This window comes from [Ruminococcus] lactaris ATCC 29176, assembly GCF_025152405.1.
Lineage (GTDB): Bacteria > Bacillota > Clostridia > Lachnospirales > Lachnospiraceae > Mediterraneibacter > Mediterraneibacter lactaris.
This window is the reverse complement of the sequence record NZ_CP102292.1, coordinates 222,764-247,591: the sequence shown is the minus strand read 5'-3', so window position 1 is coordinate 247,591 and position 24,828 is coordinate 222,764. Positions and strand designations below refer to the sequence as shown.

The 24,828-nt window shown below is 40.6% G+C and carries 28 protein-coding genes and 3 pseudogenes; 14 read left to right on the top strand and 17 right to left on the bottom strand.

Annotated features, from left to right (window positions below; all coding sequences use genetic code 11):
• Positions 1 to 43: 43 nt before the first annotated feature.
• The 15 genes and pseudogenes from speB to NQ541_RS01125 form a co-directional block, all read right to left on the bottom strand.
• Entirely contained in the window at positions 44 to 898 is an 855-nt protein-coding gene (gene speB / locus NQ541_RS01200) for an agmatinase (RefSeq protein ID WP_005611054.1), read from the bottom strand.
• 3 nt (positions 899 to 901) lie between these two features.
• Complete coding sequence (speE, locus tag NQ541_RS01195; protein ID WP_005611055.1) at positions 902 to 1,753, bottom strand: polyamine aminopropyltransferase; 852 nt, start codon at positions 1,751 to 1,753, stop codon at positions 902 to 904.
• Positions 1,737 to 3,218, bottom strand: a complete 1,482-nt coding sequence (locus tag NQ541_RS01190) for an aminotransferase class I/II-fold pyridoxal phosphate-dependent enzyme (RefSeq protein ID WP_005611056.1) — start codon at positions 3,216 to 3,218, stop codon at positions 1,737 to 1,739. Before NQ541_RS01190 ends, speE begins: the two co-directional genes overlap by 17 nt.
• Before the next feature lie 459 nt (positions 3,219 to 3,677).
• Positions 3,678 to 5,039, bottom strand: a complete 1,362-nt coding sequence (locus tag NQ541_RS01185; protein WP_005611059.1) for a hypothetical protein — start codon at positions 5,037 to 5,039, stop codon at positions 3,678 to 3,680.
• Between the two features lie 4 nt (positions 5,040 to 5,043).
• Positions 5,044 to 5,124 (bottom strand): annotated as a pseudogene (locus NQ541_RS01180) (SEC-C metal-binding domain-containing protein); the annotation flags it as partial.
• A gap of 409 nt (positions 5,125 to 5,533) precedes the next feature.
• Positions 5,534 to 6,211 carry a DUF6710 family protein gene (locus tag NQ541_RS01175; RefSeq protein ID WP_005611061.1) on the bottom strand — a complete coding sequence of 226 codons (678 nt, stop codon included), beginning with the start codon at positions 6,209 to 6,211 and terminating at the stop codon, positions 5,534 to 5,536.
• Positions 6,212 to 6,218: 7 nt separating this feature from the next.
• Positions 6,219 to 6,734: a hypothetical protein gene (locus tag NQ541_RS01170; RefSeq protein WP_233417828.1), complete on the bottom strand. Its 516-nt coding sequence runs from the start codon at positions 6,732 to 6,734 to the stop codon at positions 6,219 to 6,221.
• A gap of 433 nt (positions 6,735 to 7,167) precedes the next feature.
• Complete coding sequence (locus NQ541_RS01165) at positions 7,168 to 7,986, bottom strand: IS3 family transposase (protein WP_005609355.1); 819 nt, start codon at positions 7,984 to 7,986, stop codon at positions 7,168 to 7,170.
• Entirely contained in the window at positions 7,976 to 8,323 is a 348-nt protein-coding gene (locus NQ541_RS01160; protein WP_005609354.1) for a transposase, read from the bottom strand. Before NQ541_RS01160 ends, NQ541_RS01165 begins: the two co-directional genes overlap by 11 nt.
• 75 nt (positions 8,324 to 8,398) lie before the next feature.
• Entirely contained in the window at positions 8,399 to 8,752 is a 354-nt protein-coding gene (locus NQ541_RS01155) for a hypothetical protein (RefSeq protein WP_330362694.1), read from the bottom strand.
• Positions 8,753 to 8,986: 234 nt separating this feature from the next.
• Positions 8,987 to 9,214, bottom strand: coding sequence for a DUF5348 domain-containing protein (locus NQ541_RS01150; RefSeq protein ID WP_005611064.1), 228 nt, complete (start codon positions 9,212 to 9,214; stop codon positions 8,987 to 8,989).
• 499 nt (positions 9,215 to 9,713) lie between these two features.
• Complete coding sequence (locus NQ541_RS01140; protein WP_044940669.1) at positions 9,714 to 10,736, bottom strand: AAA family ATPase; 1,023 nt, start codon at positions 10,734 to 10,736, stop codon at positions 9,714 to 9,716.
• Positions 10,737 to 10,861: 125 nt separating this feature from the next.
• Positions 10,862 to 11,182 carry a plasmid mobilization protein gene (locus NQ541_RS01135; protein WP_005611068.1) on the bottom strand — a complete coding sequence of 107 codons (321 nt, stop codon included), beginning with the start codon at positions 11,180 to 11,182 and terminating at the stop codon, positions 10,862 to 10,864.
• A complete protein-coding gene (locus NQ541_RS01130) occupies positions 11,172 to 12,284 on the bottom strand; it encodes a site-specific integrase (protein WP_005611070.1) in 1,113 nt (370 codons plus the stop codon). The genes NQ541_RS01135 and NQ541_RS01130 overlap by 11 nt, the downstream gene beginning before the upstream one ends.
• Before the next feature lie 2 nt (positions 12,285 to 12,286).
• Entirely contained in the window at positions 12,287 to 12,481 is a 195-nt protein-coding gene (locus tag NQ541_RS01125) for a hypothetical protein (RefSeq protein WP_005611072.1), read from the bottom strand.
• Positions 12,482 to 12,664: 183 nt separating this feature from the next.
• Between NQ541_RS01125 and NQ541_RS01120 the strand changes: the two genes are divergently transcribed.
• The gene (locus NQ541_RS01120) at positions 12,665 to 13,114 is read left to right on the top strand and encodes a helix-turn-helix domain-containing protein (RefSeq protein WP_005611074.1); all 450 of its coding nucleotides are present in this window, start codon (positions 12,665 to 12,667) and stop codon (positions 13,112 to 13,114) included.
• A gap of 449 nt (positions 13,115 to 13,563) precedes the next feature.
• Positions 13,564 to 14,394, top strand: a pseudogene (locus NQ541_RS01115) (MSCRAMM family protein); the annotation flags it as partial.
• A gap of 11 nt (positions 14,395 to 14,405) precedes the next feature.
• On the opposite strand, the gene NQ541_RS01110 reads toward NQ541_RS01115, so the two are convergent.
• Complete coding sequence (locus NQ541_RS01110; RefSeq protein ID WP_005609147.1) at positions 14,406 to 15,596, bottom strand: IS630 family transposase; 1,191 nt, start codon at positions 15,594 to 15,596, stop codon at positions 14,406 to 14,408.
• A 109-nt stretch (positions 15,597 to 15,705) separates the two neighbouring features.
• On the opposite strand from NQ541_RS01110, the pseudogene NQ541_RS01105 reads away from it, so the two are divergent.
• From NQ541_RS01105 to NQ541_RS01080, 6 genes and pseudogenes are all read left to right on the top strand, one after another.
• Positions 15,706 to 17,907, top strand: a pseudogene (locus NQ541_RS01105) (VaFE repeat-containing surface-anchored protein); the annotation flags it as partial.
• Positions 17,908 to 18,085: 178 nt separating this feature from the next.
• Complete coding sequence (locus NQ541_RS01100) at positions 18,086 to 18,409, top strand: YdcP family protein (protein WP_005611080.1); 324 nt, start codon at positions 18,086 to 18,088, stop codon at positions 18,407 to 18,409.
• 16 nt (positions 18,410 to 18,425) lie between these two features.
• Complete coding sequence (locus NQ541_RS01095; RefSeq protein ID WP_005611082.1) at positions 18,426 to 18,809, top strand: YdcP family protein; 384 nt, start codon at positions 18,426 to 18,428, stop codon at positions 18,807 to 18,809.
• Positions 18,810 to 18,916: 107 nt separating this feature from the next.
• Entirely contained in the window at positions 18,917 to 19,252 is a 336-nt protein-coding gene (locus NQ541_RS01090; protein ID WP_028086657.1) for a DUF3784 domain-containing protein, read from the top strand.
• 61 nt (positions 19,253 to 19,313) lie between these two features.
• Positions 19,314 to 19,631, top strand: a complete 318-nt coding sequence (locus NQ541_RS01085; protein ID WP_005611085.1) for a hypothetical protein — start codon at positions 19,314 to 19,316, stop codon at positions 19,629 to 19,631.
• Between the two features lie 90 nt (positions 19,632 to 19,721).
• Positions 19,722 to 21,113, top strand: coding sequence for an FtsK/SpoIIIE domain-containing protein (locus NQ541_RS01080; RefSeq protein WP_005611086.1), 1,392 nt, complete (start codon positions 19,722 to 19,724; stop codon positions 21,111 to 21,113).
• On the opposite strand, the gene NQ541_RS01075 is transcribed toward NQ541_RS01080, so the two are convergent.
• On the bottom strand, positions 21,105 to 21,305 hold the full coding sequence (locus NQ541_RS01075; RefSeq protein ID WP_005334884.1) for a helix-turn-helix domain-containing protein: 201 nt from the start codon (positions 21,303 to 21,305) through the stop codon (positions 21,105 to 21,107). The two genes, NQ541_RS01080 and NQ541_RS01075, sit on opposite strands and share 9 nt — an antisense overlap.
• A 107-nt stretch (positions 21,306 to 21,412) precedes the next feature.
• On the opposite strand from NQ541_RS01075, the gene NQ541_RS01070 reads away from it, so the two are divergent.
• The 6 genes from NQ541_RS01070 (at position 21,413) to NQ541_RS01045 (ending at position 24,815) form a co-directional block, all read left to right on the top strand.
• A complete protein-coding gene (locus NQ541_RS01070; protein WP_005611089.1) occupies positions 21,413 to 21,826 on the top strand; it encodes a hypothetical protein in 414 nt (137 codons plus the stop codon).
• A 245-nt stretch (positions 21,827 to 22,071) separates the two neighbouring features.
• Complete coding sequence (mobT, locus tag NQ541_RS01065; protein ID WP_049931265.1) at positions 22,072 to 23,277, top strand: MobT family relaxase; 1,206 nt, start codon at positions 22,072 to 22,074, stop codon at positions 23,275 to 23,277.
• Positions 23,278 to 23,280: 3 nt separating this feature from the next.
• Positions 23,281 to 23,415, top strand: coding sequence for a DUF3789 domain-containing protein (locus tag NQ541_RS01060; protein ID WP_005611092.1), 135 nt, complete (start codon positions 23,281 to 23,283; stop codon positions 23,413 to 23,415).
• Positions 23,412 to 23,633 (top strand): hypothetical protein, encoded by a 222-nt coding sequence (locus NQ541_RS01055; protein WP_004844214.1) that lies wholly within the window; start codon positions 23,412 to 23,414, stop codon positions 23,631 to 23,633. Before NQ541_RS01060 ends, NQ541_RS01055 begins: the two co-directional genes overlap by 4 nt.
• 79 nt (positions 23,634 to 23,712) lie before the next feature.
• Positions 23,713 to 24,240 (top strand): YcxB family protein, encoded by a 528-nt coding sequence (locus NQ541_RS01050; RefSeq protein ID WP_005334889.1) that lies wholly within the window; start codon positions 23,713 to 23,715, stop codon positions 24,238 to 24,240.
• An 83-nt stretch (positions 24,241 to 24,323) separates the two neighbouring features.
• Positions 24,324 to 24,815 carry an antirestriction protein ArdA gene (locus tag NQ541_RS01045; protein WP_005611094.1) on the top strand — a complete coding sequence of 164 codons (492 nt, stop codon included), beginning with the start codon at positions 24,324 to 24,326 and terminating at the stop codon, positions 24,813 to 24,815.
• The last annotated feature ends 13 nt before the right edge of the window (positions 24,816 to 24,828 follow it).

Genomic DNA, 24,828 nt, shown 5'->3' with positions numbered 1-24,828 from the left:
ATTCTGCATGTTCACGCTACTTTGTCACAAATGGTCTGAACGATCATTTTTTCAGACTCAGAAGTAATTCCCGCAGTACCTTGCATGCTGTCGCAGTAGACACTCCGCTCTGATCTAACATCGGGGCAAGTTCATTAAGATCCGCTCCGACAATCTTTGTTTCGGATACAAGGCGGATCGCATGTAACAGCTGCATGAACGTGACTCCTCCGGCCTCCGGAGTTCCTGTTCCCGGAAATACAGACGGATCCAGACAGTCCAGATCGATTGTAAAATATACCGGGGTGTTGTTCTCTTTCAATTGCTGTACGACTTGTTCCAATCCTTCAAAATCAAACGGATGAAGATCGGTGTGTTCTTTTGCAAATGCAAATTCTTCCCGCTCTCCGCTTCGAATACAGAACTGGTGAATGCGTCCGTCTCCCAACATGTCATGGCATCTGCGGATGACACAGGCATGACTCAGTTTTGCACCGAGATAATCCTCTCTCAGATCGGTATGCGCGTCAAAATGGATGATGTGCATTTCCGGAAAACGCTTGTATACTGCACGTACATTTGCCAGCGTTACAAGATGTTCTCCGCCCAAAAGCAATGGCATTTTTCCCTCTTCCATAATCTGATCGGCATGCTGTTCGATGTCGGAAAGTGCATCCTCTGTATTGCCAAAGCACAGCTCCAGATCTCCGCTGTCAAATACAAAACAATCCGTCAAATCTTTATCCTGATACGGACTGTATGTTTCCAGCCCGAAGCTTTCATGGCGCATCGCTGATGACCCGAACCGGGCACCCGGGCGATAGCTTGTCGTGGAATCAAAAGGCGCACCAAACAGGACGATTTCCGCTTTCTCATACTCACAATCACACCCGATAAATGTTTCAATATTCTGTTTCATCTCTTATTCTACCTCCTCAAGCAGCCGTTCCAAAAACGCCGGAAGATAAAAGGCACCTTTATGCAGACGGGTCGTATAATAATTCGTTTTCAGATTCAACGCCTGCCATTTCTCCGCATCAAGATCATCCAGCGGATGATATTTTTTGCTTGCGAAACCAAAGAGCCAGTATCCTGCCGCATAGGTCGGGATGTGTGCCTGATACACTCTGCTGATTGGAAATGTACTGACGATCCGCTGGTGGCTGCGCTGCATCGCTTCTGCATCGTGCTGATAAAACGGGCTTCCCTGCTGATTGACCAGGATTCCGTCCTCATGTAGTGCATTGTAGCAGATTCCATAGAACTCTTTTGTAAAATAACTTTCCGAAGGACCGAACGGGTCTGTGGAATCCACAATGATCAGATCATATTCATCCGTGCGGCGCCGGATAAAGCGAAGTGCATTGTCAAAATAAATATGCACACGTTCATCATCCAGCCGGCTGGCATTTTCAGGCAGATACATCCTGCAAGCCTCTACAACCTGCTCATCCATTTCCACCAGATCAATATTTTCAATCGTACGGTAACGTGCCAACTCATGGACAACGCCGCCGTCTCCTGCTCCGATCACAAGTACATTCTTAATTCCGGGATGAACCGCCATCGGAACATGCGTGATCATTTCATCATAAATAAACTCATCCCGTTCCGTCAGCATGACATTTCCATCCAGTGACAGAACTTTACCGAATTCCGGTGTCTCGTAGATATCAATCTGCTGATACGGACTTTTGTGTGAATAGAGGTGTCTGTTCACCCGGATACTGTGTTTGACATCGGGAGCGTGAAATTCACTAAACCAAAGTTCCATGATCGTCCTCCTTTAAAATATTGATATATTCAATCTCCGGATCCTCCGGTCCTGTCATGGAGCATCCTTTTTCTTTTGCATACTTGATATATTCCAGAATATCCTCTGTAATTTTCTCTCCCGGTGCAAGGATCGGGATTCCAGGCGGATAACACATTACAAATTCGCTGCAGATACAACCTGCACTGCTGCCAATCGGAACACTGATTGTTTCCGCATAGAACGCTTCCTGCGGACTCATCACAACCTCGGGATCAATATACTCCTGATTCATCAGACCGCTGCTGTCTGTCTGATATCTTCTGCGTATTTCAGCCAGTGCACTCACCAGTCGTTCCAGTTCCTGTGGTCTGTCTCCGATGGAGAGATATGCAAGGATATTTCCGATATCCCCAAACTCAATCTGAATATCATACTCATCCCGAAGAAGATCATACACCTCAATGCCCGCAAGCCCGATATCCCGTGTATGGACACTAAGCTTTGTCGGGTCAAAATCAAACACGGAATCTCCATTGATCAGTTCCGATCCAAATGCATAATAGCCGCCTACCGCATTGATTTCTTCCCGTGCATACGCCGCCATGGAAGACACCTGACGGAACACTTTCCTTCCACGCAATGCAAGATTGCGGCGGCTGATATCCAGACTGGACATCAGAAGATAACTGCCGGAAGTCGTCTGCGTCAGATTGATGATTTTCCGCACATGACCTTCCTGAATATTCGGACCCACCAGTAATAAACTAGACTGTGTCAGACTTCCACCGCTCTTATGCATGGAAACCGATGCCATATCCGCTCCCGCTTCCATCGCTGACACCGGCATGTCCTCCCCAAAATAGAAATGGGTTCCGTGTGCCTCATCAGCCAGACAGTACATGCCCGCATCGTGAGCCATTTTTACAATTGCTTTCAGATCACTGCAGATTCCATAATATGTAGGGTTATTCACCAATACAGCAACTGCATCCGGGTGTTCTGCTATCGCTTTTGCCACCTGTTCTCTCTTCATCCCCAGGGAAATGCCCAGATGGTGGTTCACTTCCGGATTCACATACACCGGAATCGCACCGCAGAGTACAAGCGCATTGATCACACTGCGATGTACATTTCTCGGAAGAATGATCTTATCTCCTCTCTTACAGACCGAAAGCACCATCGTCTGCACGGAGCTTGTGGTACCTCCGACCATAAGAAATGCGTGTGCTGCACCAAAAGCATCTGCCGCCAGTTCTTCCGCCTCGCGGATGACAGAAATCGGATGGCACAGATTATCCAGCGGTTTCATACTGTTCACGTCAATGCTGATGCAACGCTCCCCTAAGAATTCTGTCAGCTCCGGATTTCCCCGGCCCCGTTTATGTCCAGGCACATCAAAAGGCACAACCCGCATCTGTCGGAATTTCTGCAGTGCCTCGTAGATCGGTGCCTTATTTTGATTCAATTCGTGTTCTTCTCTCATTTTACACCTCAAAAAAAAGCAAGCTGTAAACACACAGCTTGCTTTGAAATCTTCAATCGTTATCTCTTATACAGCATCAATACTTTTACTACGCTTAATTGACCGTTTCACAAGTCTGCACTATCATGCATTTCGGTTATGAAGTAACCAACTTATAAAATTTGAGCTTTTAACTCAATCAATGAGGGTATCCTATCTTATACCCATCGGCAGCGGACCCGGCTGTCCGTATGGCCTCGACTTCAAAAGAAGTGGTCCTGTATTCGCTAGATAACTCTTTGCGTCGTTTTAATTTTATCATTTTTTCGGATAATGTCAATGTGAAAATTTAACCTCTTATACCAAAATAATTTTTCATCTCTGTCTGAAATGAAGAATGTCTTGGAAATTTTCTTTTATATATGGCAAAAATTTCCTGTCGCATCCCCTTTTCACCCATTTGTTCCTTTATTTCGGCAATCATTGCAAGCCCGAAAAGCCTATCGAATTCGCAACCGCTTTAGCCGCCTTTGAGGGAACAGCATCTTCAAATAAGTATAAAAGAAACAGGCAAATTCCTTCCCCGACAAAACAATTGCTCCACCCCAAAGAACCGCTTGGATTTTTTGATACTGCTTTTACTGCTTTAAAATTTCCCGTATAAAAGTTCAACTCATTATATGTATAATTGTTAATGATGTTCTGATTCAGCTCAGAATTTCTTATAGAGGTAACCGGATTTCCTTTTATCCTTGAAGCCAGAGCCTTCTCCGCTCTTATACCATATTGCTCTGCCATTTCCCTTGTAGCAAACAATCTTAAAAGATTTCTTACCGTAGAATCAGAGCGAAAACTTTCCCAGCAAAAAAGCATTAGCTTTTCTGTATGATTAAGATATGACGAAGCACACGCTGCCTTTAATGCTATTTTACTGCGGATTGTCAGCTTAGAATCAATCTTTTCTATTGCATTCTCTCCAATTTTCTCTATTTGGGAATATCCATAATTTTTATCATACTCGTTCATGGCTTCCAGGTACAAAGATGGATGTACTTTATAGTTATCATTCGCCATTTTCACAAGCCCTTCTATTCCCTCACGATATAAAACAGCTTCTTTCAGCAATCTGCTCTCTGTATCGCCGCTTTTTGTCTTCAGCAATGAAATCCAGTCATTCCAGAATTGCTCGGTTTCCGTCAAATTTTCTCTTCCTGCATGGAACATATCCTCAATATGAAGATCATGAAATGCATAATGTGAAAAATACAAATATATATCTTCCGGCACTCTCATTTGATAATCCACATACAGGGTCAAAAGTGCCAACTGCTTCAAGTCTGCAGTCACTATTTCTTTTTCGACCAATACTTCCAAATCTGCAGGATCAACATATTCTTCCTCTGCAAACACTTCCATCTCCCAGATCCATTCATAGATCAAACTGGCTTCCTGATATTTCCTGTCATCTACACAGTCTTTTGCAAACCGGAGCATCGTATTAATTTTATCTCCAATCCCCTGTTCATCATAATATTCTGTAATTAGATCACTATCCCAATATCCACTGGAATAATCTTCATATTCATCTGCATTCAGATAGAGTTCTCCTTCATCAATCTGCTGTATCCAAATTTTGATCTGTGCCATTTTTTCGGATACAAACTCATCTGACATTCTTGCCTGGACCCCATCGTGAGAGTTCACTGACTGATCTGTCAAATATCCAGCCACAATCTGATTACATTTTCTGTTCTGGTTCTCATTTAAAAGCTCTGACATTTCCAATATCAGCTCGATCAAATTTTCCTTGTTTAATTTCTTCAGTTTCTCTCTCGTTATCATATGCTTACCGCCTACCACAGCATTTTTTATATTTTTTTCCACTGCCGCACGGACACGGATCGTTTGGATAAATTTTCGTTTCTTTTACAATCGGCTGCTGAACCGGCATACTGAAATCATCATACATATCATTGTAGTCATCTGCCATTTCCATTGATTTAAGAAATGATTGTTTCTGTGTTTCTATCCACTTCAGATCAGCTTCCCGGTTTAGATGCTGTGCAAGAGACTCCATTATCGTCAATACCGGTGTGAATGCAATTCTTGTTATCCGTTGCGAGGAATGAAATTTCTCTGTCACTCTTAATGACCCGAATGATATTGTATATTTGTACCGGCTTGCAGAGGAATCTCCTCTGTTGTATGCCAAACTGGCATTGAAGGAAAATGGTTTACAGGATTATGTGGATGCAATGAATTGGTTCAATTATTAGTTCAACTCTGCTTATATTAAGATAAACTTCTTTAACCTTATCGCAAATGATTATTGAAGTTTATCTTATTCCATTTTCTGCTAATAGTCTACCAATTTCATATAGCGCACCAATTTCAAATCTCTCTACCTTATATAATTTCTCATCATTAATTTTATTTCTAAAATATATACCATCAAAATACATATAATCATATGTTGGTACAAGATCATATGTCTGATTTGCTTGTATTGTTCCTTCTCCCTTCAAAATGCCTGACAAAGAGGAATGGTTTCCATTATAAACAATTGTTAAACCTATAGGAAAAATATATGTGGCCATATGATTGGTTTTGTCATATTCAAATGAATTACCTACATTTTGCCCTATATTTAATAATGCATCAACAAATCGTTGCTTATTCCACGCACATACCAATATGGCATCTTTTGATAAATCTATATTAATATTGCTCTCTCCTAATTCAAAACTCTTGCAATTGTTAAGTTTATTGCTATTAATTAAATACTCTCCTATATCTTTGTATATACTTTGAACATCTGTAACTTCTTCATCCTCATACAATTCACGTACTATATCATATAAGTGATAATTTGACATTGCTCTTATAAGTGAATAAACAGGATTTTTTCTCACATCCTTAATCTCATTGTTTTTGATGAGATTACGTGTTGTCTGCAACAAACTATTTAGTCTCTCTTTTTTCTTTCTATCCTCATTACAAAATAAAAACATCATTTTTCTCCTAAAGTTTCTTCTCCACCTTCTCCAATTCATCCAACAATGCTGGTTTTCTTGGATATCTCTGCTTCAATTCCTCAATTAACGACTTAGCAGTATCATTACCCTTCCATTTTATAAGCTGTGCAATATTCTTCGTTATCTTCTTATATTCTCGTCTATCCTTTGCCTGAGCACAACTCTCACTTATTTCCTTATAACACAACCCATATACCTGCTCCGGATATTCCTTTACCAAATATTTTCCATAATAAAACAAATCATACGGATTCTCCATTACATCATCAAGCAATCTCTTCTTTTCATTTTCAGAAATAAGAACACTGCGATAGCAAACAGTTCGCTTGCTATCCTTCAATTCATCCAGTAAGCTTCCGTAATTTTCATTACACACCCCGCACTCATTATAAATCTGTTTCAAAACACCCCAGAACTTCTCATTTCCCATCAATAGCAGCTTTTTTGCCTGTGCGATTTGCTTTTCCTTGTTGTTTGCTGTCTTATATATATCATATAACATATTATTCCAATCTTCCGGATCACTGCAATGATAATGCCATGTCTCTTCTGCGTTTGCTTTCTCTAAACAAAGTTTCTCTGCTTCATCATAATTCTTATCTTCCATAGCATCCTTGATAGCTATAATACGGAGTTCATTTATTGCAATATTCTGATATAGTTCCTTCTGTGTGTTCTTTTTGTCATATAAATGTCTATGTAAAAGGTATCTTACAATCAAATCTTCTTTTTTCGTATATTCCGGGTAATAATCCTCCCGTGAAATTTCCAAAAGGGTATCCAAAACCTTTTCAAGCTTCTTTGCACTCTTTTCATCGTATAGTGGCTCAGTTGTCAAGACAAAAATCTAAGATTTTTATAATGAACTGATATGGTTGATAAGTAACAAGGAACATGGGGAGGATAGTGGAACACTCCCCAGATCCATATATGCATTAAGCTGCATACGGCAAAAGCATTGCCGGGTAGTAACATTCAGCCGGTGTTTTGTAATCAAGGGCAGAATGGCATCTTTCAAAGTTATAGGTGTGGACATATCGTCCAATAGCAACTCTGGCATCCTTGATGTTGTTATACAGCGTCAGATAAGCTTCTTCATACTTGAAGCTGCGGAACCATCGCTCAATCATGATGTTGTCAGCCCAACGGCTTTTTCCATCCATACTCTGACGGATACCGTTTTCTTTTACAAATTCAATGTATTTCTGACTTGTGAACTGACAACCCTGATCAGAGTTCAAAATCTGTGGTTTTGACACAGCAAATGCTTTTTTTAGAGCATTGATAACCATTCTGGTATCAAGGGTATCATCGACTTCCCAGCCTACGATACAACGGCTGTACCAGTCGATTACAGCTGTCAGATACAGAAATCCGTGTCTGATTGGAATATATGTAATGTCAATAGACCACGCCTGATTTGGTGCATCTATGACGGCATTTCGAAGAAGATAAGGACATCCCTTTGCCTGTTGCATCCGCTTGGAAAGATTCATCTTAGGATAGATTGGGTAAATATCCATCTCATTCATATAGCGGCGTGCTTTACGACGCCCAACATGATAACCTCTGTTTTTGAGTTGTGCAGACATTTGCCTTGCACCCCAGGTTGGATTATCCGTATGAAGATGGTCGATAATCTCTTTACAAGCCAGTTCTTCGTCTGATACAGGTGAAGTCTTGTAATAGATGCTTGTACGGTTGATATCAAGCAGTTTTGCTCCTACAGATGCCGGGATTTCTTTAGTAGTCAAAAGGTTTTGGACTAAACTTACTCTCGTAGTCAGGTCCACAAATTTCTTCAGATTTTTTTTTGAGCCAGTCAACCTGCATGGTTAACTGACCAACCTTTTTCGCATACTCCGCCTTTTCCTTGCGTTCTTCAGCAAGCTTGTCTTTGAGGTTTTCCTGACGCTTGTCATCGAATACTGCAGAGGCATTGTTAAGGAATTCTTTCTTCCAATTGCGGAGCAGATTTGGTTGGATGTTATTCTCGGTTGCAAGGGTGTTGAGATCTTTCTCGCCCTTAAGCAGCTCGATTACCAGGTCTGATTTAAATTTGGCACTAAAGTTTCTTCTTTGTCTGGACATAATGATGAATCCTCACTTTCATACTGATTTTAGTATATCAGATTCATTAATATTTGTCCGAAAAAGTGTCTTAATTTATGAGACCATTATACTCAGTACCGTTACAGCCAAATCTCCCTCTTCTGTTCCAACAGCCATATCTTCTCGGTTCCCAATCTGGAAAATCACTTCATGGAACAGCTTTTCCTGTTTCCCCTGGCGAATCTTTTCATAATAATTTGTAATCTGCCGATCTTTTCTTTTCCCGACATTATACCGTTCTACAGCTTCATCAAACAGCTCTTTATAGACTTCTTTCAGATTCTCATTCCAGTAACAAATATTTAATTGCACTCTGTCTGGATCAACATTTTCTGCTATAAAATCTCGTCTGTTATGAGCCAGAGAACCAGTCCCAATCATACCGCTGATTGTTCGTTTCATCGTCATCTTTCTCACCTCACTTTCTAAAATCAGTGCCAGATATGGCACATAAATTTGTATATTTGCCAACAATGGCATAAAAAGAAATCTTCGCCGGATACGGCGGTTTTGTTACTTTTGTCAAAAGTAACGCAAAAGCACTTTCGACATCCGTTCCGTCCATCAAAAGTACCCTTGCGCCCTGCCGGGGGCTATTCCTCCCGTTGGTCGGTTCACTCCTGCGTTACTTGTATGGCTGACTTATCCCGGTATCCTCGCTCGGATATATTCCAGATCACCACAATATGGTGTCCCTACGAGATACCATTCTCTTGCAGGATTCATTTCCATCCTGGTCTGAACCCATTCATCATCAAGCAACACTTCCAGACATTCTCCACAGTGAAATCCCGTATCAATCCATAAATCTGATGATAATAATCCATATCTTTTGTTATAACTGTTGTATCCTAATCTTCCTTCTTTCATTGTGACATTCTCCCTTCCACTTATCGTTTTCCATAGGGATGCCCTGTTTCAGGGCCCCCTTTACAATTTTCCAACTCCAGACAAACTCTCAATATATTCATAACGTTCCGTCTGTGCCTTATCAGACCTCTCCTTATCTACTATCTACAGGTGCGTGACACGCTCCTGTAATAAGGCAATCAGAGAAAATCTTTACCTTCGAAAGTTTTCTGGTATTCCCCGCCTGTCCAAATATTCCTGCCGGGATTTTTCCCGTTCTTCCTCTGTTGATGCAGTTTTATATTTGCTGTATAATTCTCGGTTGACCATTGTATCCAACTTTCTTTCTAATCCCTGCCGAATTATTTCTTCGCTTTCATAGTTTTCCATCAAAAAATATTGCAAAAGTTGAAAGAACAACTCGTATGGGATCTGCACATTTCTGTTTTTCATCCTATCTCCTTTCAAGGTGGCAAGATGCCCTTTTCTTAAGATATGGTCACCTTGCCATCTTCCTTTTCTATTCGGGCAGCACCCAGTACCACTGATTTCCCCGTTTTACCGAATCTACTTCCAGTTCTGACTTCGCATTTCTCAGCGTTTTTCCTTTGATTCCACGCTTCGCAGCTTCTTCTAATATTTTCTTCTGTGACATACCACCATCTGCCAGTATCTCAAGAAGAAATTCTTTCGCTTTCCGGCTTTTCTGTCCCTTGCCATCTCCATTAAGCAACTCGTCTGCACTGATATCATATTCTCCAATCCACTCAAATCCATTATCCTTATCTAATTGAAAAGCAATAGATTTTCCTTCCGGTGCTAAAGAACTTTTCGTATGGCACACCACCCTCGTTTCTGGTTCTTCCTTGATTCTGCCAACAATCAGGACACTTCTTGCTGCTGCCTGAAAGTCAATTGATCCAAGTCCACGGTAGGAAGATTTTCCGTTACTGTTTTTGTTCATATGTCCGATTAAGATAATCGCACAGTGATATTTTTCTGCCAGCACTGCGATGCGCTTCATCAGCGGACGAATCTCATTTGCACGGTGCATATCAACTTCTGCTCCCAAGAATCCCTGAATTGGATCAAGTACAACCATTCTTGCTTTTGTCTGTATAATTGCCTCCTCCAGCCGGATATCTGCCATTGTCAATGGCTGGTCTGCATCATCAATGACCAGCACCTTGGAGCAGTCTGCACCTGCAGCAAGCAATCTGGGTTTTATGGTATCTCCCAAACCATCCTCTGCTGTCTGGTAAATCACATTTACAGGTACTTCTGCATTTTCTTTATCATCAGTTAATAAAACTGTCGGAAGAATTGCTTCTCCTCTGGTCAGTTTTGCAATGATCTGAAGTACCATTGTAGTCTTTCCTTCTCCCGGATCTCCTTGGATAATCGTTACTTTCCCATATGGGATAAATGGATAGAGCAGCCATTCAATCTGTTCAACTTCTACCTTATCCATGTTGATAAGCTTCAATTCCGGCTCCATTCTTTTCTGTACTGTTTTCTTTACTTCTGTTACTTTGTTTTCCATCAGTTCCTCCATATTTTCCCGTTGAAAGAAAGAATGGATTTTGATAGAATACCCATAGAAACATTTTGGAAGAGTATTCTACCAAATCCTTGCCTTTAAGTGTTTGCCGACACTTAAAGGCATTTTTATTCATCTTTCATTCCATCCATCGTTACTGTAATCAACTGAATTACTTCCAGTAAATCTTCTGACACATTTTCTCCTTTTTTCAGCCGTCTCAGTTCATTCAGTACCTTTGCAAGTTCATTTTTCAATGCCTTGTACACTCTCGGATTCCCGGTTACTACAACCTCTTTTTCCTGTAATCTTCGGATAATATACTCTTGTTTCGTCAATCCGGATAAGCGGACTGCTGTTTCCAGAAGTTCATCTTCCTCTGGTGACATTCGGAACGCTACAACTTTATTTCTCCAACGTCCCTGTTGATCCAGGCATTTAGCTGACATTTGCAAGTCCTCCTCCCATTTCATTCGGTTCTTCCTTCATATTTTCCGCATCTAATTGCTCTGCCATATCCAACTGTACCGATGGAAACAGGTGTGCATAACGGTAAGTGATCTTTTCTGCTGAATGACCAACTCTTTTTCCAATTGCCAGAGCTGTATATCCCATATTGATCAGTAAAGATACATGGCTGTGCCTAAGATCATGAACACGGATTTTCTTGACACCGCATGCTTTGCATCCCCTTTCCATCTCATGGTTCAGGTAATATTTTGTCACAGGAAAAATACGGTCATCAGGTTTTAAACTGTAATATAATTTCAGGCAATCCTGCATTTCATCACATAGAAACTGTGGCATCACAACTGTCCTGATACTGTTTTTCGTTTTCGGTGTCGTGATTACATCTTTTCCCTGTAACCGCTGATAGGACTTATTGATTCGCAGCGTTTTCTTTTTAAAATTAAAATCCGCCGGAGTTAAAGCCAGAAGTTCTCCTGACCGTATTCCGCACCAGTAGAGTAGCTGAAACGCATAGTATGAAAGAGGCTTATCCATCATTTCTTCTGCAAAAAGTTTATATTCTTCTTTTGTCCAGAACAGCATTTCCTTTCCTTCCTCTGTTCCTAATGCTCCGGCTTTTCTCGCTGGATTGGTACTGAGATCATAATATTTCACTGCATGATTAAAAATGGTACTTAACTGTCCATGTATCGTTTTCAGATACGTTGGAGACAAAAGTTTTCCTGTCTTTGTTTTCAGTTTTCTCATCTGGTTATGCCAGTCCATCACATCTTTTGCTGTGATTTCCGACACTTTACGCTGTCCCAGATAAGGCAGAATCTTTTTCTGGATAATATTTTCTTTGGTAAGCCAGGTACTCTGTTTCAGAGACGGTCTTACATCCTCTTCATACAAAGCACAGAAACTTTCCATTGTCATATCCAGACTTGCTTTTTTCTGCAGCTTAAACTGTAATTCCCAGTCCGCTGCCTCTTTTCTTGTAGCAAATCCTCTTTTACATTTTTGCTTTCTTGCACCTGTCCAGTCCTGATAGCGGATCATTACATACCAGGTGCCATTGTTGTTCTTGTAAATTGCCATTCCTAATTCCTCCCATCATTTGATCTGGTTCCGTAGAACTGTTCGTAAAAATATTTGCGGTCAACTTTTCCAGCGATTGTCTGACAGCCCATTGCCTGTAATTCTCTGTTGAGTCGCTTCATCAGCTTATAAGCGTAGGATTCTGAGACTTCGAGGACTTCCATGACCTCTTTTACATTCATAAACATTTTACTCATTGTAAATCCCTCCTTTGTTTGTTACTATACATTTCTGTATAGTTTGTATGATACTATACTTTTTTGTATTGGTCAAGTGCTTTCAGTGTTAAATTCTATACTTTTTTGTATGGTTTTTCTTGTCTGTACTATACAGATATGCTATACTCAACCTATCAAGAAAAAGACAGGAGATGTAAAACTATGGCAATAGGAGAAAGAATCCACCATTTCCGACTTCTGCGTGGATTCACGCAGAAATATTTAGGGCAACAGCTCGGATTCAGCGAATCACAGGCTGATGTCCGTATTGCACAGTATGAAAAAGGTGCCCGCAGTCCAAAAGAAAACTATCTGAATGCACTGGCTGATATTTTTGAAATCTCTCCGCATGCACTGGCTGTCCCAGATATCGACAGCTATGTAGGGCTTATGCATACCTTATTTACATTAGAAGACCTTTACGGACTTCATATTGGTGAGATTGACGGAGAACTCTGCCTCCGGCTGGACAAATCCAAGGGAACCACCTACCTTTCTATGTTTGATATGTTCCATGCATGGCAGGAACAAGCTGAAAAGCTGAAATCCGGAGAAATCACTCAGGAAGAATATGATCAATGGCGGTATAATTATCCGAAAAACGACAAATAAAAAACCAACGAAAAAGGCCTTACCAAATTGATTTCACTCAATTCAGTAAGACCTTTTTGTTGGTTTCACACATATTACCTGATAACCACAAGATTCCGGATAAACAATGCCAAAATCTCTCGTGTTATCATTTTGTTATCAAATAGAACTTTATCTGCTCTAAAATGCCCTTTTTATAAGGGATTTCAGAAAATTTTTATTACTCAAACTCCAGACAGACAGTACGGAGTATAAAGCAAAATCGTTGATTTTAAGCCATTTTTAGGCAATATAAGTAACTATAAAACCATATAAAAATATTAAAAAATGCAATTTTAATGCAATGAGGTGCAATTAAAATTATCTGATTTGTACCTAATCCCAAATCTCAATATCGACTATTTAGTTAAAGGCGTTCAATAAATGAGCGTCTTTTTTCATACCCAAAATCGAAAGGAGAAAGAGAAAATATGAATAAGCTAGTAAAGCGATTGCTGACAGGAACGCTTGTTTTTGCAACTATCCTCACGGCATTACCAGTGACGGCGGTTCATGCTTCCGGCAATCAATACTGGACAGAATCAGCAGAACGTGTCGGCTACATTGAACAAATTATGAATGACGGTTCTATCAAATCCACGTTCCATGAGGGACACATGAAAGTTGAGGGCGAAACTGCCTACTGCGTGGACATCAATACCAATTTCAAGAATGGATATAAAACAAGGTCTGACGCAAGTACACGCATGAGTAGTGATCAGATTGCGGACGTTGCTCTTTCCTTAGAGTACGTCAAGCAATATACCGCTACTCATACAGGGCTGAATAACAACCAGAAGTATTTGCTGGAACAGTGTGTTGTCTGGCAGAGATTGAGCGAACAGCTTGGCTGGCAATGCGATAATGTCAGAGCTTCCTATAATGAAATCTCACAGGCAGTTCAGAATGAAGTTTACGCTGGTGCGAAAGCATTTGTGAAAGCAAATAAAGGACGCTATGAATGTGGTGGTTATATCTACACTGGCGAGGGACAGGACATTGGACAGTTCTGGGCAAAGTTAAATGTAGGAAATGCAAAGGTCAAAAAGACTTCTTCCAATCCCACGGTCACAGATGACAACGCCAACTATTCCTTTGAGGGTGCGACATTTGGTGTCTATTCTGATAAGAGCTGTAACAGCCAGCTTGCCACACTTACTGCCGATGGAAACGGCGATACCAAAGAAGTTGAGGTAAAAGCAGGAACAATTTACATCAAAGAGCTTTCTGCTCCAAAGGGTTATAAGCTGGATTCTACTATAACCGTTATTAATTAACTGGACTTTTGAATTGGCAACGTATCAACCACCACCTCTTCACTTGAATTAATTTCTTCAAGCTTATACTTCCAGTGATATACGACAGGTTGTTCGTTTACTTCATCGAAGTATCTATAGATACGCTGCACAAGTTCATCCTTAGTTTTTACACGTATGCCTTTTAGCATCTGACGTGTGAGTTTACTAAAGAATCCCTCAACAAGATTCAACCATGAACCATGCTTGGGAGTAAACACAAATTCAAATCTTCCCGGCTTTGTCGCAAGGTATTTTCGGGTTTCCTCTGAAGAATGAACTTTCAGATTATCCAATACCAGACGAATCCGGTCAGTCTCCGGATATTTTGAATCAAGTATTTTTAGAAACTCAATATATTCCTTGCTGCTGTGTTTATCTTTTACAAGCGGAATTGCCTCCCCTGTTTGTAAGTCGATTCCAGCAAGCAGTGAAATAGTTCCAAGACGTTTATATTCATAATCACGGCTGACCGTCTTGTGATTTTCATCCGGCAAGAGGTCTTCTGTGGTATTGGCAATTGCCTGAATTCCGGGTTTTTCATCATAGGAAAGTACATGTACAACCTGTTCATCCTCCTTAAACGGAATGAGCTGTCCCTTCTCGTCAAACTGTAAAGACAATTGTTTATATACAAGAAGAACATTATGCATTTTCTGGTCAAAATCAGGGTCACGATTTTCGCAGTAATAAGTTATTTTGTTAGGCTTAATATCCGCTTCTTCCAGTATTGTGCGGACCTTTGACTGACTGATTGTTGACAACCTTGTATGACCTGCTTCTTCGGCAAATTTATTAATATGTTTTGTAAGAAGAGCACGCGTCCATACTTCTGCTGAATATCCAAGATTGACAGGCTTCTGACAGGCGATATTTATTATCCAGGCTTTTTCATCATCGGTTATTTCAGCATTCCTGCCACGACCGGGTGCATCAAACAGAGCATTTTCCACACCACCCTCAAGGTATTTATTGATACAGAGCATGACGCTTTTGCGATTCATTCCTACTTTGTCTGCAATATGGTCAACTGAAATACCTTCTGCTTTGAGTAGTAAAATTCTTGCCCGAATTACTGTCTGGGCTTGAATTGTTCTTGCACGCATCTGAGTTTCAAGATATAAACGTTCGTCCTCGCTAAGATTAATAGTGGATGCTTTTCTTCCCATAGTTTAATGCTCCTTTTGATTTGATGAGAACAGTATACTACAGAAAAGAAATATAGTCCATTTATTTAAAAACTTTTGTACTACTGTCCATGCCTTAAATGTGGAAGTTGGAAAAACAGCGACATTAACTGTTGCTGACACTCCAAAGGTCACAGAAACTTTGATTGATTTATTCAAAATTGACATGGAAACAGGAAAATCTACTCCACAGGGAACTGCTTCTTTAGAGGGTGCAGAGTTCACATGGAGCTATTATGACGGACACTACAATGCAGATAATCTACCTGCAAAAGCTACCCGTACATGGACAACCAAAACCGTTGCCGAAAAAGACAGTGACGGAACTATCCATTATGTATCCAGACTTGCCGACAGCTACAAAGTATCCGGCGACAGCTTCTATACACAGGACGGTAAAAATGTACTGCCACTTGGTACACTCACTGTCACAGAAACAAAAGCACCAAACGGCTACTTATTAGATGGTGCATATATGCAGGCTGGCGGAAGTTCCGAACAGATTAAGGGGACATACCTTACACAGATTTCCGAAGATGGCGAACTTGCCGTACTTTCTGGAAGCAACCAGTATTCCGTATCCGATAAGGTTATCCGTGGCGGTGTGAAAATCCAGAAACGTGACCTTGAAACAAAGGATACCAAAGCACAGGGAAGTGCGACCTTACAGTACACAGAATTTAATATCATTTCCTTAAATGACAGTCCTGTACTGGTTGAGGGAAAATTATACAGCAAGAATGAAACGGTAAAGAAGATTCAGACAGGCATTGACGGAATTGCTTCTACTTCTGCTGACCTGCTCCCTTACGGAAATTACAGATTAGAAGAAAGCAAAGCACCAGAGGGCTACTTGACAGACGGTGCAAAAACAATCGACTTTTCTATCACGGAAGATGGAAAAATCGTGGACTTGACCGACAAATCTCACTCTGTCTACAACCAGATTAAACGTGGCGATATTGAGGGTGTAAAAATCGGTGCAGGTACACACAAACGTCTTGCAGGTGTTCCATTCAGAATTACAAGCAAGACAACGGGAGAATCCCATATTGTAGTTACTGACAACAACGGTCAGTTCTCCACTGCTTCAAGCTGGGCTTCCCACAAAGTCAATACCAATGCTGGAAAATCCAGTGAGGACGGTGTATGGTTTGGGACATCTGAACCAGACGACAGCAAAGGTGCATTACTCTATGATACCTATGTGATTGAGGAATTAAAGTGTGATTCCAACGCCGGATTTAAGCTGATTCCAGCCTTTGAGGTGGTCGTATCCAGAAATAAAGTGACCGTAGATTTAGGGACACTTACTGATGAATACGAAAAAGAAATCACAATCCATACCACAGCGACCGACAAGAAAACAGGCGAAAAAATGATTGTTGCCGGAAAAGCCATCAAGATCGTGGACAAAGTCACACTTAATGGCTTGGAAACAGGCAGAAAATATAAACTTTCCGGCTGGCAGATGTTAAAGGAAGAAAACGCCGAACTTCTGATTGATGGAAAACGTGTAGACAGTGATTACACATTCACTGCCGACAGTGAAAAAATGACGGTTGAGATTACTTACAGTTTTGATGGTTCAGCTCTTGGTGGTCAGAACCTTGTTACCTTTGAGGAATTGTACGATATGAGCAATCCAAAAGAGCCTGTCAAGGTTGCCGAACATAAGGACATCAACGATGATGGACAGACGGTTCTTATCACGGAACGTATCATCAAAATCCATACGACCGCTACGGACAAGAACGGCAAGAAAGAAATTGAAGCCGGAAAAGATGTAACGATTGTGGATAAAGTCACATTAGATGGTCTGGAAGTTGGAACAAAATACAAACTTTCCGGTTGGCAGATGTTAAAAGAGGAAAATGCAGAACTTCTGATTGATGGAAAGAAAGTATCCAATGAGTATGAGTTCACAGCCGACAATGAAAAAATGGCGGTTGAGATTGCCTTTACCTTTGATGGTTCTTCTCTTGGTGGTAAAAACCTTGTTACCTTTGAGGAGTTATACGATATGACCAATCCAGACGAACCAAAGAAAGTGACGGAACATAAGGACATTACAGACGATGGACAGACTGTGACAATCAAGGAAGTGCCGGAAATCCCAGACACACCAAAGGATACCGACACGCCGGATACACCATCTACGGTTACTAAGACAAGTGACAGCCCAAAAACAGGCGACAATACCAATATCTATGCTTATCTTGCCATGCTTGGTCTTTCCTGCGTAGGGCTTGGCGGTATGCTTTATTTCAAACGCCGTAGAAAGAAATCATAAGGCGGTAATGTAGCGGTTGGTAGAGCGTTCAAGGTCGCCACCCTTTTTGCAACTTCACGCTCCCGTGAAGCACTTGGTTTACGGGAGCGTGAAGTCCACTAGGGGCGTGGGGAGTGTAGCTCCCCACAAAGTACAGCAGGAAAGAAAATAAAACAGAAAGAAAAGAGGTCAATCATTTATGGAATTAAGATTTGTCGTACCAAACATGGAAAAGACATTCGGAAACTTGGAGTTTGCCGGAGAAAATACTACGGAACAGCAGAGAATCAACGGACGTATGGCTGTCATTAACAGAAGCTACAACCTGTATTCCGATGTGCAGAGAGCTGATGATGTAGTTGTGACGCTTCCTGCCAAAGCTGGCGAAAAACATTTCTCGCCGGAGCAGAAGGTCAAACTTATCAACCCACGAATCACTACCGATGGCTATAAAATCGGGGAACGTGGATTTGTCAATTACATCTTACTCGCAGACGATATGTTACCAGTGGAAAGTAAATAAGGGGGGTATTCAGATTATGAGATTAGCAAATGGAATCGTCATTGATAAAGAAAAGACTTTCGGAGTGTTGAAGTTCTCCGCATTACGCCGTGAGGTTCATGTACAGAATGAAGATGGAACGGTCAGTGAAGAAATCAAGGAACGTACCTACGATTTGAAATGCAACACACAGGGACGCATGATACAGGTATCCGTTCCGGCGACTATTCCGTTAAAGAATTATGATTATAATGCCGAAGTGGAACTTATCAATCCTGTTGCGGATACAGTGGCAAATGCAAATTACCGTGGTGCAGATGTGGACTGGTATGTAAAAGCAGACGATATTGTTTTGAAGAACAAAGGCACTCATGCCGGAAATTCACAGAACAATGTTCCACAGCAACCGCCGAAGAAATAAGTCTGTAACTAAGGGATTTTCATTGTATTGTTCAAATGTAATTGATATAATATAAAACAATCAAATCGGAGTTTGAAGCGGAGGTATGTATTATGAATATATGTATTATGAATATAGGATTTTGGTCGTGTATAATTTTGGTAATACCATTTCTGATTATAGGTGTGTTATTTGCGATTTTTAAGGAAAAAGCAACAAAATTTGTTTCAGGATTTAATTCATTTTCTAAAGAAGAACAGGCATTGTATGATAAAGCTCATATCTCTCGTGATATAAGAAATCAGTGCTTTATGTGGGCTATTATAATGTTGGCAGGAGCATTATTATCCTGCTTTTTAACCCCATATATAGCTATACCAACCTATATTATTTGGTTAGTTCTGTTTTTTAGAGAAGTCCACTTTGATAATCATAAAGCGTTTGAAAAATATTTATTAAAGTAAATTCAAGTTTGGAGAATTGAGAAAATCGGTAGTTGTGAACTTAGAATTAGAGGTGTTGAAAATGAAAATAATAATTATATTTATTGATTTACTGATGGCAACTGTTCTCTTTTTTGTTGGAAGATTTTTTATCAAATCAAGGAATACAGAAAGAAGTGTGCTGTTTTTATCAGGAGATTATACTGGATTAAATACAGAGAAAATATGCAGAGTTACTGGAAAACGGATTAAGACATGGGCAATGCTCTTTTGTCTTGGCGGTATAATTGATTTTATCAAGCTGGGTGCAGGAATAATAATAGTTTCCGTTTTTTTTATTATCTTACTTGTATTTCATTTGGTTGATATGACTATAAATCGAGACAAGTACCGGGTATAAATTCCAGTTTTACAATTCAATACTTATATTCACAAAGCAGTTAGTCTACATGATTGACTGCTTTTCTTACGTCCAAAGAAAGGAGTATATATGAAAGTATGGCAAAAATTTAAAGGGAACAGGATTCGTGCCAGTGACAAATCACTGGTTTATCATTTCTGTATCGGCTGGCTGTTGCTCCTGTTCGTTGCGGTATTCCTGCTACTGAACCTGCGACAGCTCCTTGTTACCGACTGGAAAGATTTTAACCTGCTCCATGCCGGAATTACTTGGACTGCCTACAATTCCATTACGGTTCTGATAGCGATTGGTGTTTGTGCATTGGTCGCTTTTCTCTACTACCATTACGGATATGACCGTGTCAAGCGGTTGCTACACAGACAAAAGCTGGCTCGTATGGTGCTGGAAAATAAATGGTATGAAGCAGAAAATACCAAAGACAGCGGTTTTTTCACTGACCTGCAAAGCAGATCCAGAGAAAAAATCGTGTGGTTTCCAAAAATCTACTATCAGATGGACAACGGCTTGCTCCATATCCTGTGTGAAATCACAATGGGAAAATATCAAGAACAGCTCCTGTCCTTAGAGGATAAACTGGAATCGGGACTGTACTGTGAGCTGACCGACAAGACACTGCATGACGGCTATATCGAATACACCCTGCTCTATGATATGATAGCGAACCGTATTTCGATTGATGAAGTAATTGCCGAAAACGGCGGTCTGCGGTTAATGAAAAATCTGGTGTGGGAATATGATTCACTTCCCCATGCCCTTATCTGCGGTGGTACAGGTGGTGGAAAGACCTATTTTCTACTGACCATCATTGAAGCACTGCTTAGAACCAATGCAGATTTATATATTCTTGACCCGAAGAACGCTGACCTTGCAGATTTGGGAACGGTCATGGGAAATGTCTACCACACGAAAGACGATATGATTGACTGCGTCAATACCTTTTATGAGGGCATGGTCACACGCTCGGAAGAAATGAAACTGAACCCGAACTACCGTACAGGAGAAAACTATGCCTATCTGGGACTTTCTCCACAATTCCTTATCTTTGATGAATATGTGGCTTTCCTAGAAATGCTCACAACAAAAGAAAGTACCGCCCTGTTAAGCCAGCTAAAGAAAATCGTCATGCTTGGCAGACAGGCTGGCTATTTTCTGATTGTGGCTTGCCAGCGTCCAGACGCAAAATATTTCGGGGACGGTATCAGAGATAACTTTAACTTCCGTGTGGGGCTTGGTCGCATGAGTGAACTTGGTTACGGTATGCTCTTTGGAAGTGATGTGAAAAAACAATTTTTCCAGAAGCAAATTAAAGGGCGTGGATACTGTGATGTGGGAACAAGTGTCATATCAGAATTTTACACTCCCCTTGTACCCAAAGGCTATGATTTCTTGGGTACGATTGGGGAACTTGCAGAAAGGAGAACAGAAAAAAAGGCTCTCGAACAATCCGAAGCCTTACTTTAATTTCAAGATGTCATTAGGTGTGCAGTCCAGATATTCACACAACTTTGCTAAGATGGAGAAGTCGATTCTGGTTACTTTATTTTTGCAGTAGTTGTTGAGCTGTGTCCGCTGTAAATTACAGGCTTCACAGACTTTGTTTTTACTGATATTCTTTTCTTTGAGAAGATTTTCTAAATCCATGTATACTGTCATTTTTGTTTACCTCGTCTTTTAATCAAATTATAAATATAGCTGTATTGAAAAATAAGCTGTTTTGCTCTACACTTGTACTGTAATACAGGTGTACGGAGGAAATTAAAATGATAAGAAAACGGACAATAATTATAGTAATCACTATACTTCTGCTCTTGGCAGGAATCCTGTTTTACCTGCAATTGGGACGACAGATGGACGTATCTTCTTCGTCTGGCTCTGGCTCTGATAACCATTATGAGCTACGGGTGTCGGTCATACTCAACACTTTGGTCGTGACCGATCAACAGAAATGTGCGGAACAAATATTTGAAAAATGCAGGGACAACTCTTTTCACAGTGTCCGTTTCAGTTATGATATTCAGATTCCCCACGCACTTTCTGTTACGGTCTACAAGAACCAGAAAGACGCTGAATCCGGCAACTCGGCATTTAGCTTTTCCTATCGGCAGGAGAACCAGATAGACGGCACATACAATATTGTGGACAATCCAGAAAAATTTACTCTGGAAATGGACTGATTGCACACATAAGGCAGGACGGACAGGTGGCGTGCGAAGCGAAAGCCACAGGTACGGACTAGCCTTGCTGGTGTGGCGGTAGCCACGCCAGCAGACAATAGCCCCTCGGTATCTAACAGAGGGGCACAAATCACAAGGAAACATACACAAAAGTTACCGATTCTTGGCTGAAATCAAGCGTTTGGTAGCTTTTTTTATTGCTGTGACATCGGACTAAAAATGTCACAGTTTTCTGTAAAGGGGGTATCGCACTGAATGATACAGAGTGGATACAGGATTTTGCAGACAGGCGTTTGCAGTACGGTGTATCCCAGACGAAACTTGCGGTCATGGCTGGAATCAGCCGTGAACATTTAAGCCGTATCGAATCCGGCAAGGTGGCGGTCACAGAAGAAATGAAAGTAAAACTTTTGGAAGCTCTGGAAAGATTCAATCCAGAAGCACCGCTTACCATGCTGTTTGATTATGTGAGGATACGGTTTCCGACACTGGATATTGGACACATCATCAAGGATATTTTACAGCTCAATATCCAGTACATGATACATGAGGACTTCGGGCATTACAGTTATACAGAACACTACTACATCGGAGATATTTTCGTATATACTTCTCCCGATGAAGAAAAAGGTGTCCTGCTGGAACTGAAAGGAAAAGGCTGTCGCCAGTTTGAAAGTTATCTGCTGGCACAGGAACGGAGCTGGTATGATTTCCTTATGGACGCTCTGGTGGACGGTGGTGTGATGAAACGCCTTGACCTTGCCATCAATGACCATACAGGAATGTTGGATATTCCAGAACTGACCGAAAAATGCCGGAATGAGGAATGTGTATCGGTGTTCCGTTCCTTTAAGTCCTATGCTTCCGGCGAACTGGTCAAGCATGAGGAACAGGACAAGGCTGGTATGGGCTATACACTTTATATCGGCTCATTGAAAAGTGAGGTGTACTTCTGTGTTTATGAAAAAAGCTATGAGCAGTACATCAAACTTGGGATTCCCATTGAGGAAGCACCGATAAAAAACAGATTTGAAATACGGTTAAAAAATGAACGTGCTTATTATGCTGTCCGTGACCTGCTGACTTACTATGACGCTGAACGGACGGCATTTTCTATTATCAACCGTTATGTACGCTTTGTGGATAAGGAAGCAGACAAGAAACGGAGCGACTGGAAATTATCTGTCCGCTGGGCGTGGTTCATCGGGGAAAACAGAGAGCCGTTAAAGCTCACGACCAAACCCGAACCCTACACACTGGACAGAACCCTACGCTGGATTCAACGGCAGGTTGACCCGACACTCAAAATGCTGGAAACAATCACAGCGAAAACAGGCATTGATTATCTGAAAGAAATCCGTAAATCCACAAAACTGACGGAAAAGCACTACAAGATAATCGAACAACAGACTACATCTACCGAAGATGTGATTTTGGAAAAGGAGAATTGAAAAATGCAACGATTATTATTTGACTTCCTGTTCTTCTCTTTAGGTGGAACAGTTGGCGTGATTGCCATGTGTATTTTACAGGCTGGCAGACAGTCTGACAGAAAAATGATGGAACTGAAAGGAGAAAAGAAAGCATGAATTTTGGACAGAACCTTTATAACTGGTTTTTAAGCAACGCACAGAGCCTTGTGCTGATGGCGATTGTTGTTATCGGAATCTACTTGGGATTCAAGCGTGAGTTTTCCAAACTTATCGGATTCTTGGTAGTTGCCTTAGTCGCCGTTGGTCTTGTATTCAATGCGTCCGGCGTAAAAGACGTATTGTTACAGTTATTTAATAAGATTATTGGAGCGTAAAATTAAGAATCCCACATTTTGAACACAAACTTGTGGTAATATACTAATATCATTAAAATGTTTAAAGGAGATTCTTATTATGGTTAGATACAGTATTGAAATCGGACAGCAAGAACAAGATATTTTAAAAGAAATCGTTTTAGCCAGTGATAAAAATGTAAAGAAACGTAAATTTGCAACAGGGTTATCGTCTGTGATGGCTGTCATAATGTTAATATATACGATTCTTTGTTTTATGAATAGTCGTATTGGATATGGTATTATTGGATTATTATTTTCGGTTTTCTTTATCTGGATTATCATAAACGGAGCTAACACATTTCAGAAAAAAGTAATAAATATTGTTCATTCAAAGATGGATAATAAACTGACTTCGGGAAAACGTGAATATTGTTTTGATACCGATGGTATTACAGTTAGTTCTGATATCGGTAACGGGACTAATCATTGGAACGCCTTTAAATGTTGGGGGATTTTCAGAAATTACATATATATCAGAACAATAAAAAATGAAATGGTTCTTGTTAATCAAAATGATTTGTCTGAAAATGATGTAAAAGAGTTAAAATCCCTTTTGAGTCAGAATTTAAAAGAAGAAACGCTTTAATATTGTTTTAGAGTTAAGCAGTCTTTCAGTTATGATCGACTGCTTTTTTCATACTCAAAATTAGAAGAAAGGACTGAATTACGATGGAAGAATGTAGCGTATTGATTGAAACGACCAAATCAGCAGAGGATAAAACCTCTCGCTGGTTTGATTTACCCATTGATTATGAGCTGTTCCGTGACCTGCTCGGTGTGGAAGCTGACAGCAATGATTATCAAATCATTGATATGAAGCTCCCCTTTGCTGGCGACATTGTAAGGTCAACTTCTGTCAGACGGTTAAACAAGCTGTACTTTGCTTACACGGATTTATCGACAGAGGTTCAGCAGGCTTATAAAGAGTTGATTTCCTATTGTGGCGGTGTTGAGGATTTATTGCAGAAGTCGGAAGAATTTCTGTTTTATCCAGAGTGCCACAACATCGTGGACGTTGCCCGTTACCGCTTGGAGCATAACATTGAATTTTCTGCTCTATCCGAAAAAGGAAAGAAATACTTTAATCTGGAAGCCTACGCCCATGAACTGGAAGAAAAAGGACGTTATGCTCTCTGCAACAACGGTATGTTCAAACTTTGACAGGTGGTATTGC

Bases quoted from the DNA above. Each gene is read 5' to 3' on its own strand.
- speB (WP_005611054.1), bottom strand. From the start codon at position 898: ATGAAACAGAATATTGAAACATTTATCGGGTGTGATTGTGAGTATGAG.
- speE (WP_005611055.1), bottom strand. From the start codon at position 1,753: ATGGAACTTTGGTTTAGTGAATTTCACGCTCCCGATGTCAAACACAGT.
- NQ541_RS01190 (WP_005611056.1), bottom strand. From the start codon at position 3,218: ATGAGAGAAGAACACGAATTGAATCAAAATAAGGCACCGATCTACGAG.
- NQ541_RS01185 (WP_005611059.1), bottom strand. From the start codon at position 5,039: ATGATAACGAGAGAGAAACTGAAGAAATTAAACAAGGAAAATTTGATC.
- NQ541_RS01175 (WP_005611061.1), bottom strand. From the start codon at position 6,211: ATGATGTTTTTATTTTGTAATGAGGATAGAAAGAAAAAAGAGAGACTA.
- NQ541_RS01170 (WP_233417828.1), bottom strand. From the start codon at position 6,734: ATGTTATATGATATATATAAGACAGCAAACAACAAGGAAAAGCAAATC.
- NQ541_RS01160 (WP_005609354.1), bottom strand. From the start codon at position 8,323: ATGTCCAGACAAAGAAGAAACTTTAGTGCCAAATTTAAATCAGACCTG.
- NQ541_RS01155 (WP_330362694.1), bottom strand. From the start codon at position 8,752: ATGACGATGAAACGAACAATCAGCGGTATGATTGGGACTGGTTCTCTG.
- NQ541_RS01150 (WP_005611064.1), bottom strand. From the start codon at position 9,214: ATGAAAGAAGGAAGATTAGGATACAACAGTTATAACAAAAGATATGGA.
- NQ541_RS01140 (WP_044940669.1), bottom strand. From the start codon at position 10,736: ATGGAAAACAAAGTAACAGAAGTAAAGAAAACAGTACAGAAAAGAATG.
- NQ541_RS01135 (WP_005611068.1), bottom strand. From the start codon at position 11,182: ATGTCAGCTAAATGCCTGGATCAACAGGGACGTTGGAGAAATAAAGTT.
- NQ541_RS01130 (WP_005611070.1), bottom strand. From the start codon at position 12,284: ATGGCAATTTACAAGAACAACAATGGCACCTGGTATGTAATGATCCGC.
- NQ541_RS01125 (WP_005611072.1), bottom strand. From the start codon at position 12,481: ATGAGTAAAATGTTTATGAATGTAAAAGAGGTCATGGAAGTCCTCGAA.
- NQ541_RS01120 (WP_005611074.1), top strand. From the start codon at position 12,665: ATGGCAATAGGAGAAAGAATCCACCATTTCCGACTTCTGCGTGGATTC.
- NQ541_RS01110 (WP_005609147.1), bottom strand. From the start codon at position 15,596: ATGGGAAGAAAAGCATCCACTATTAATCTTAGCGAGGACGAACGTTTA.
- NQ541_RS01100 (WP_005611080.1), top strand. From the start codon at position 18,086: ATGGAATTAAGATTTGTCGTACCAAACATGGAAAAGACATTCGGAAAC.
- NQ541_RS01095 (WP_005611082.1), top strand. From the start codon at position 18,426: ATGAGATTAGCAAATGGAATCGTCATTGATAAAGAAAAGACTTTCGGA.
- NQ541_RS01090 (WP_028086657.1), top strand. From the start codon at position 18,917: ATGAATATAGGATTTTGGTCGTGTATAATTTTGGTAATACCATTTCTG.
- NQ541_RS01085 (WP_005611085.1), top strand. From the start codon at position 19,314: ATGAAAATAATAATTATATTTATTGATTTACTGATGGCAACTGTTCTC.
- NQ541_RS01080 (WP_005611086.1), top strand. From the start codon at position 19,722: ATGAAAGTATGGCAAAAATTTAAAGGGAACAGGATTCGTGCCAGTGAC.
- NQ541_RS01075 (WP_005334884.1), bottom strand. From the start codon at position 21,305: ATGACAGTATACATGGATTTAGAAAATCTTCTCAAAGAAAAGAATATC.
- NQ541_RS01070 (WP_005611089.1), top strand. From the start codon at position 21,413: ATGATAAGAAAACGGACAATAATTATAGTAATCACTATACTTCTGCTC.
- NQ541_RS01060 (WP_005611092.1), top strand. From the start codon at position 23,281: ATGCAACGATTATTATTTGACTTCCTGTTCTTCTCTTTAGGTGGAACA.
- NQ541_RS01055 (WP_004844214.1), top strand. From the start codon at position 23,412: ATGAATTTTGGACAGAACCTTTATAACTGGTTTTTAAGCAACGCACAG.
- NQ541_RS01050 (WP_005334889.1), top strand. From the start codon at position 23,713: ATGGTTAGATACAGTATTGAAATCGGACAGCAAGAACAAGATATTTTA.
- NQ541_RS01045 (WP_005611094.1), top strand. From the start codon at position 24,324: ATGGAAGAATGTAGCGTATTGATTGAAACGACCAAATCAGCAGAGGAT.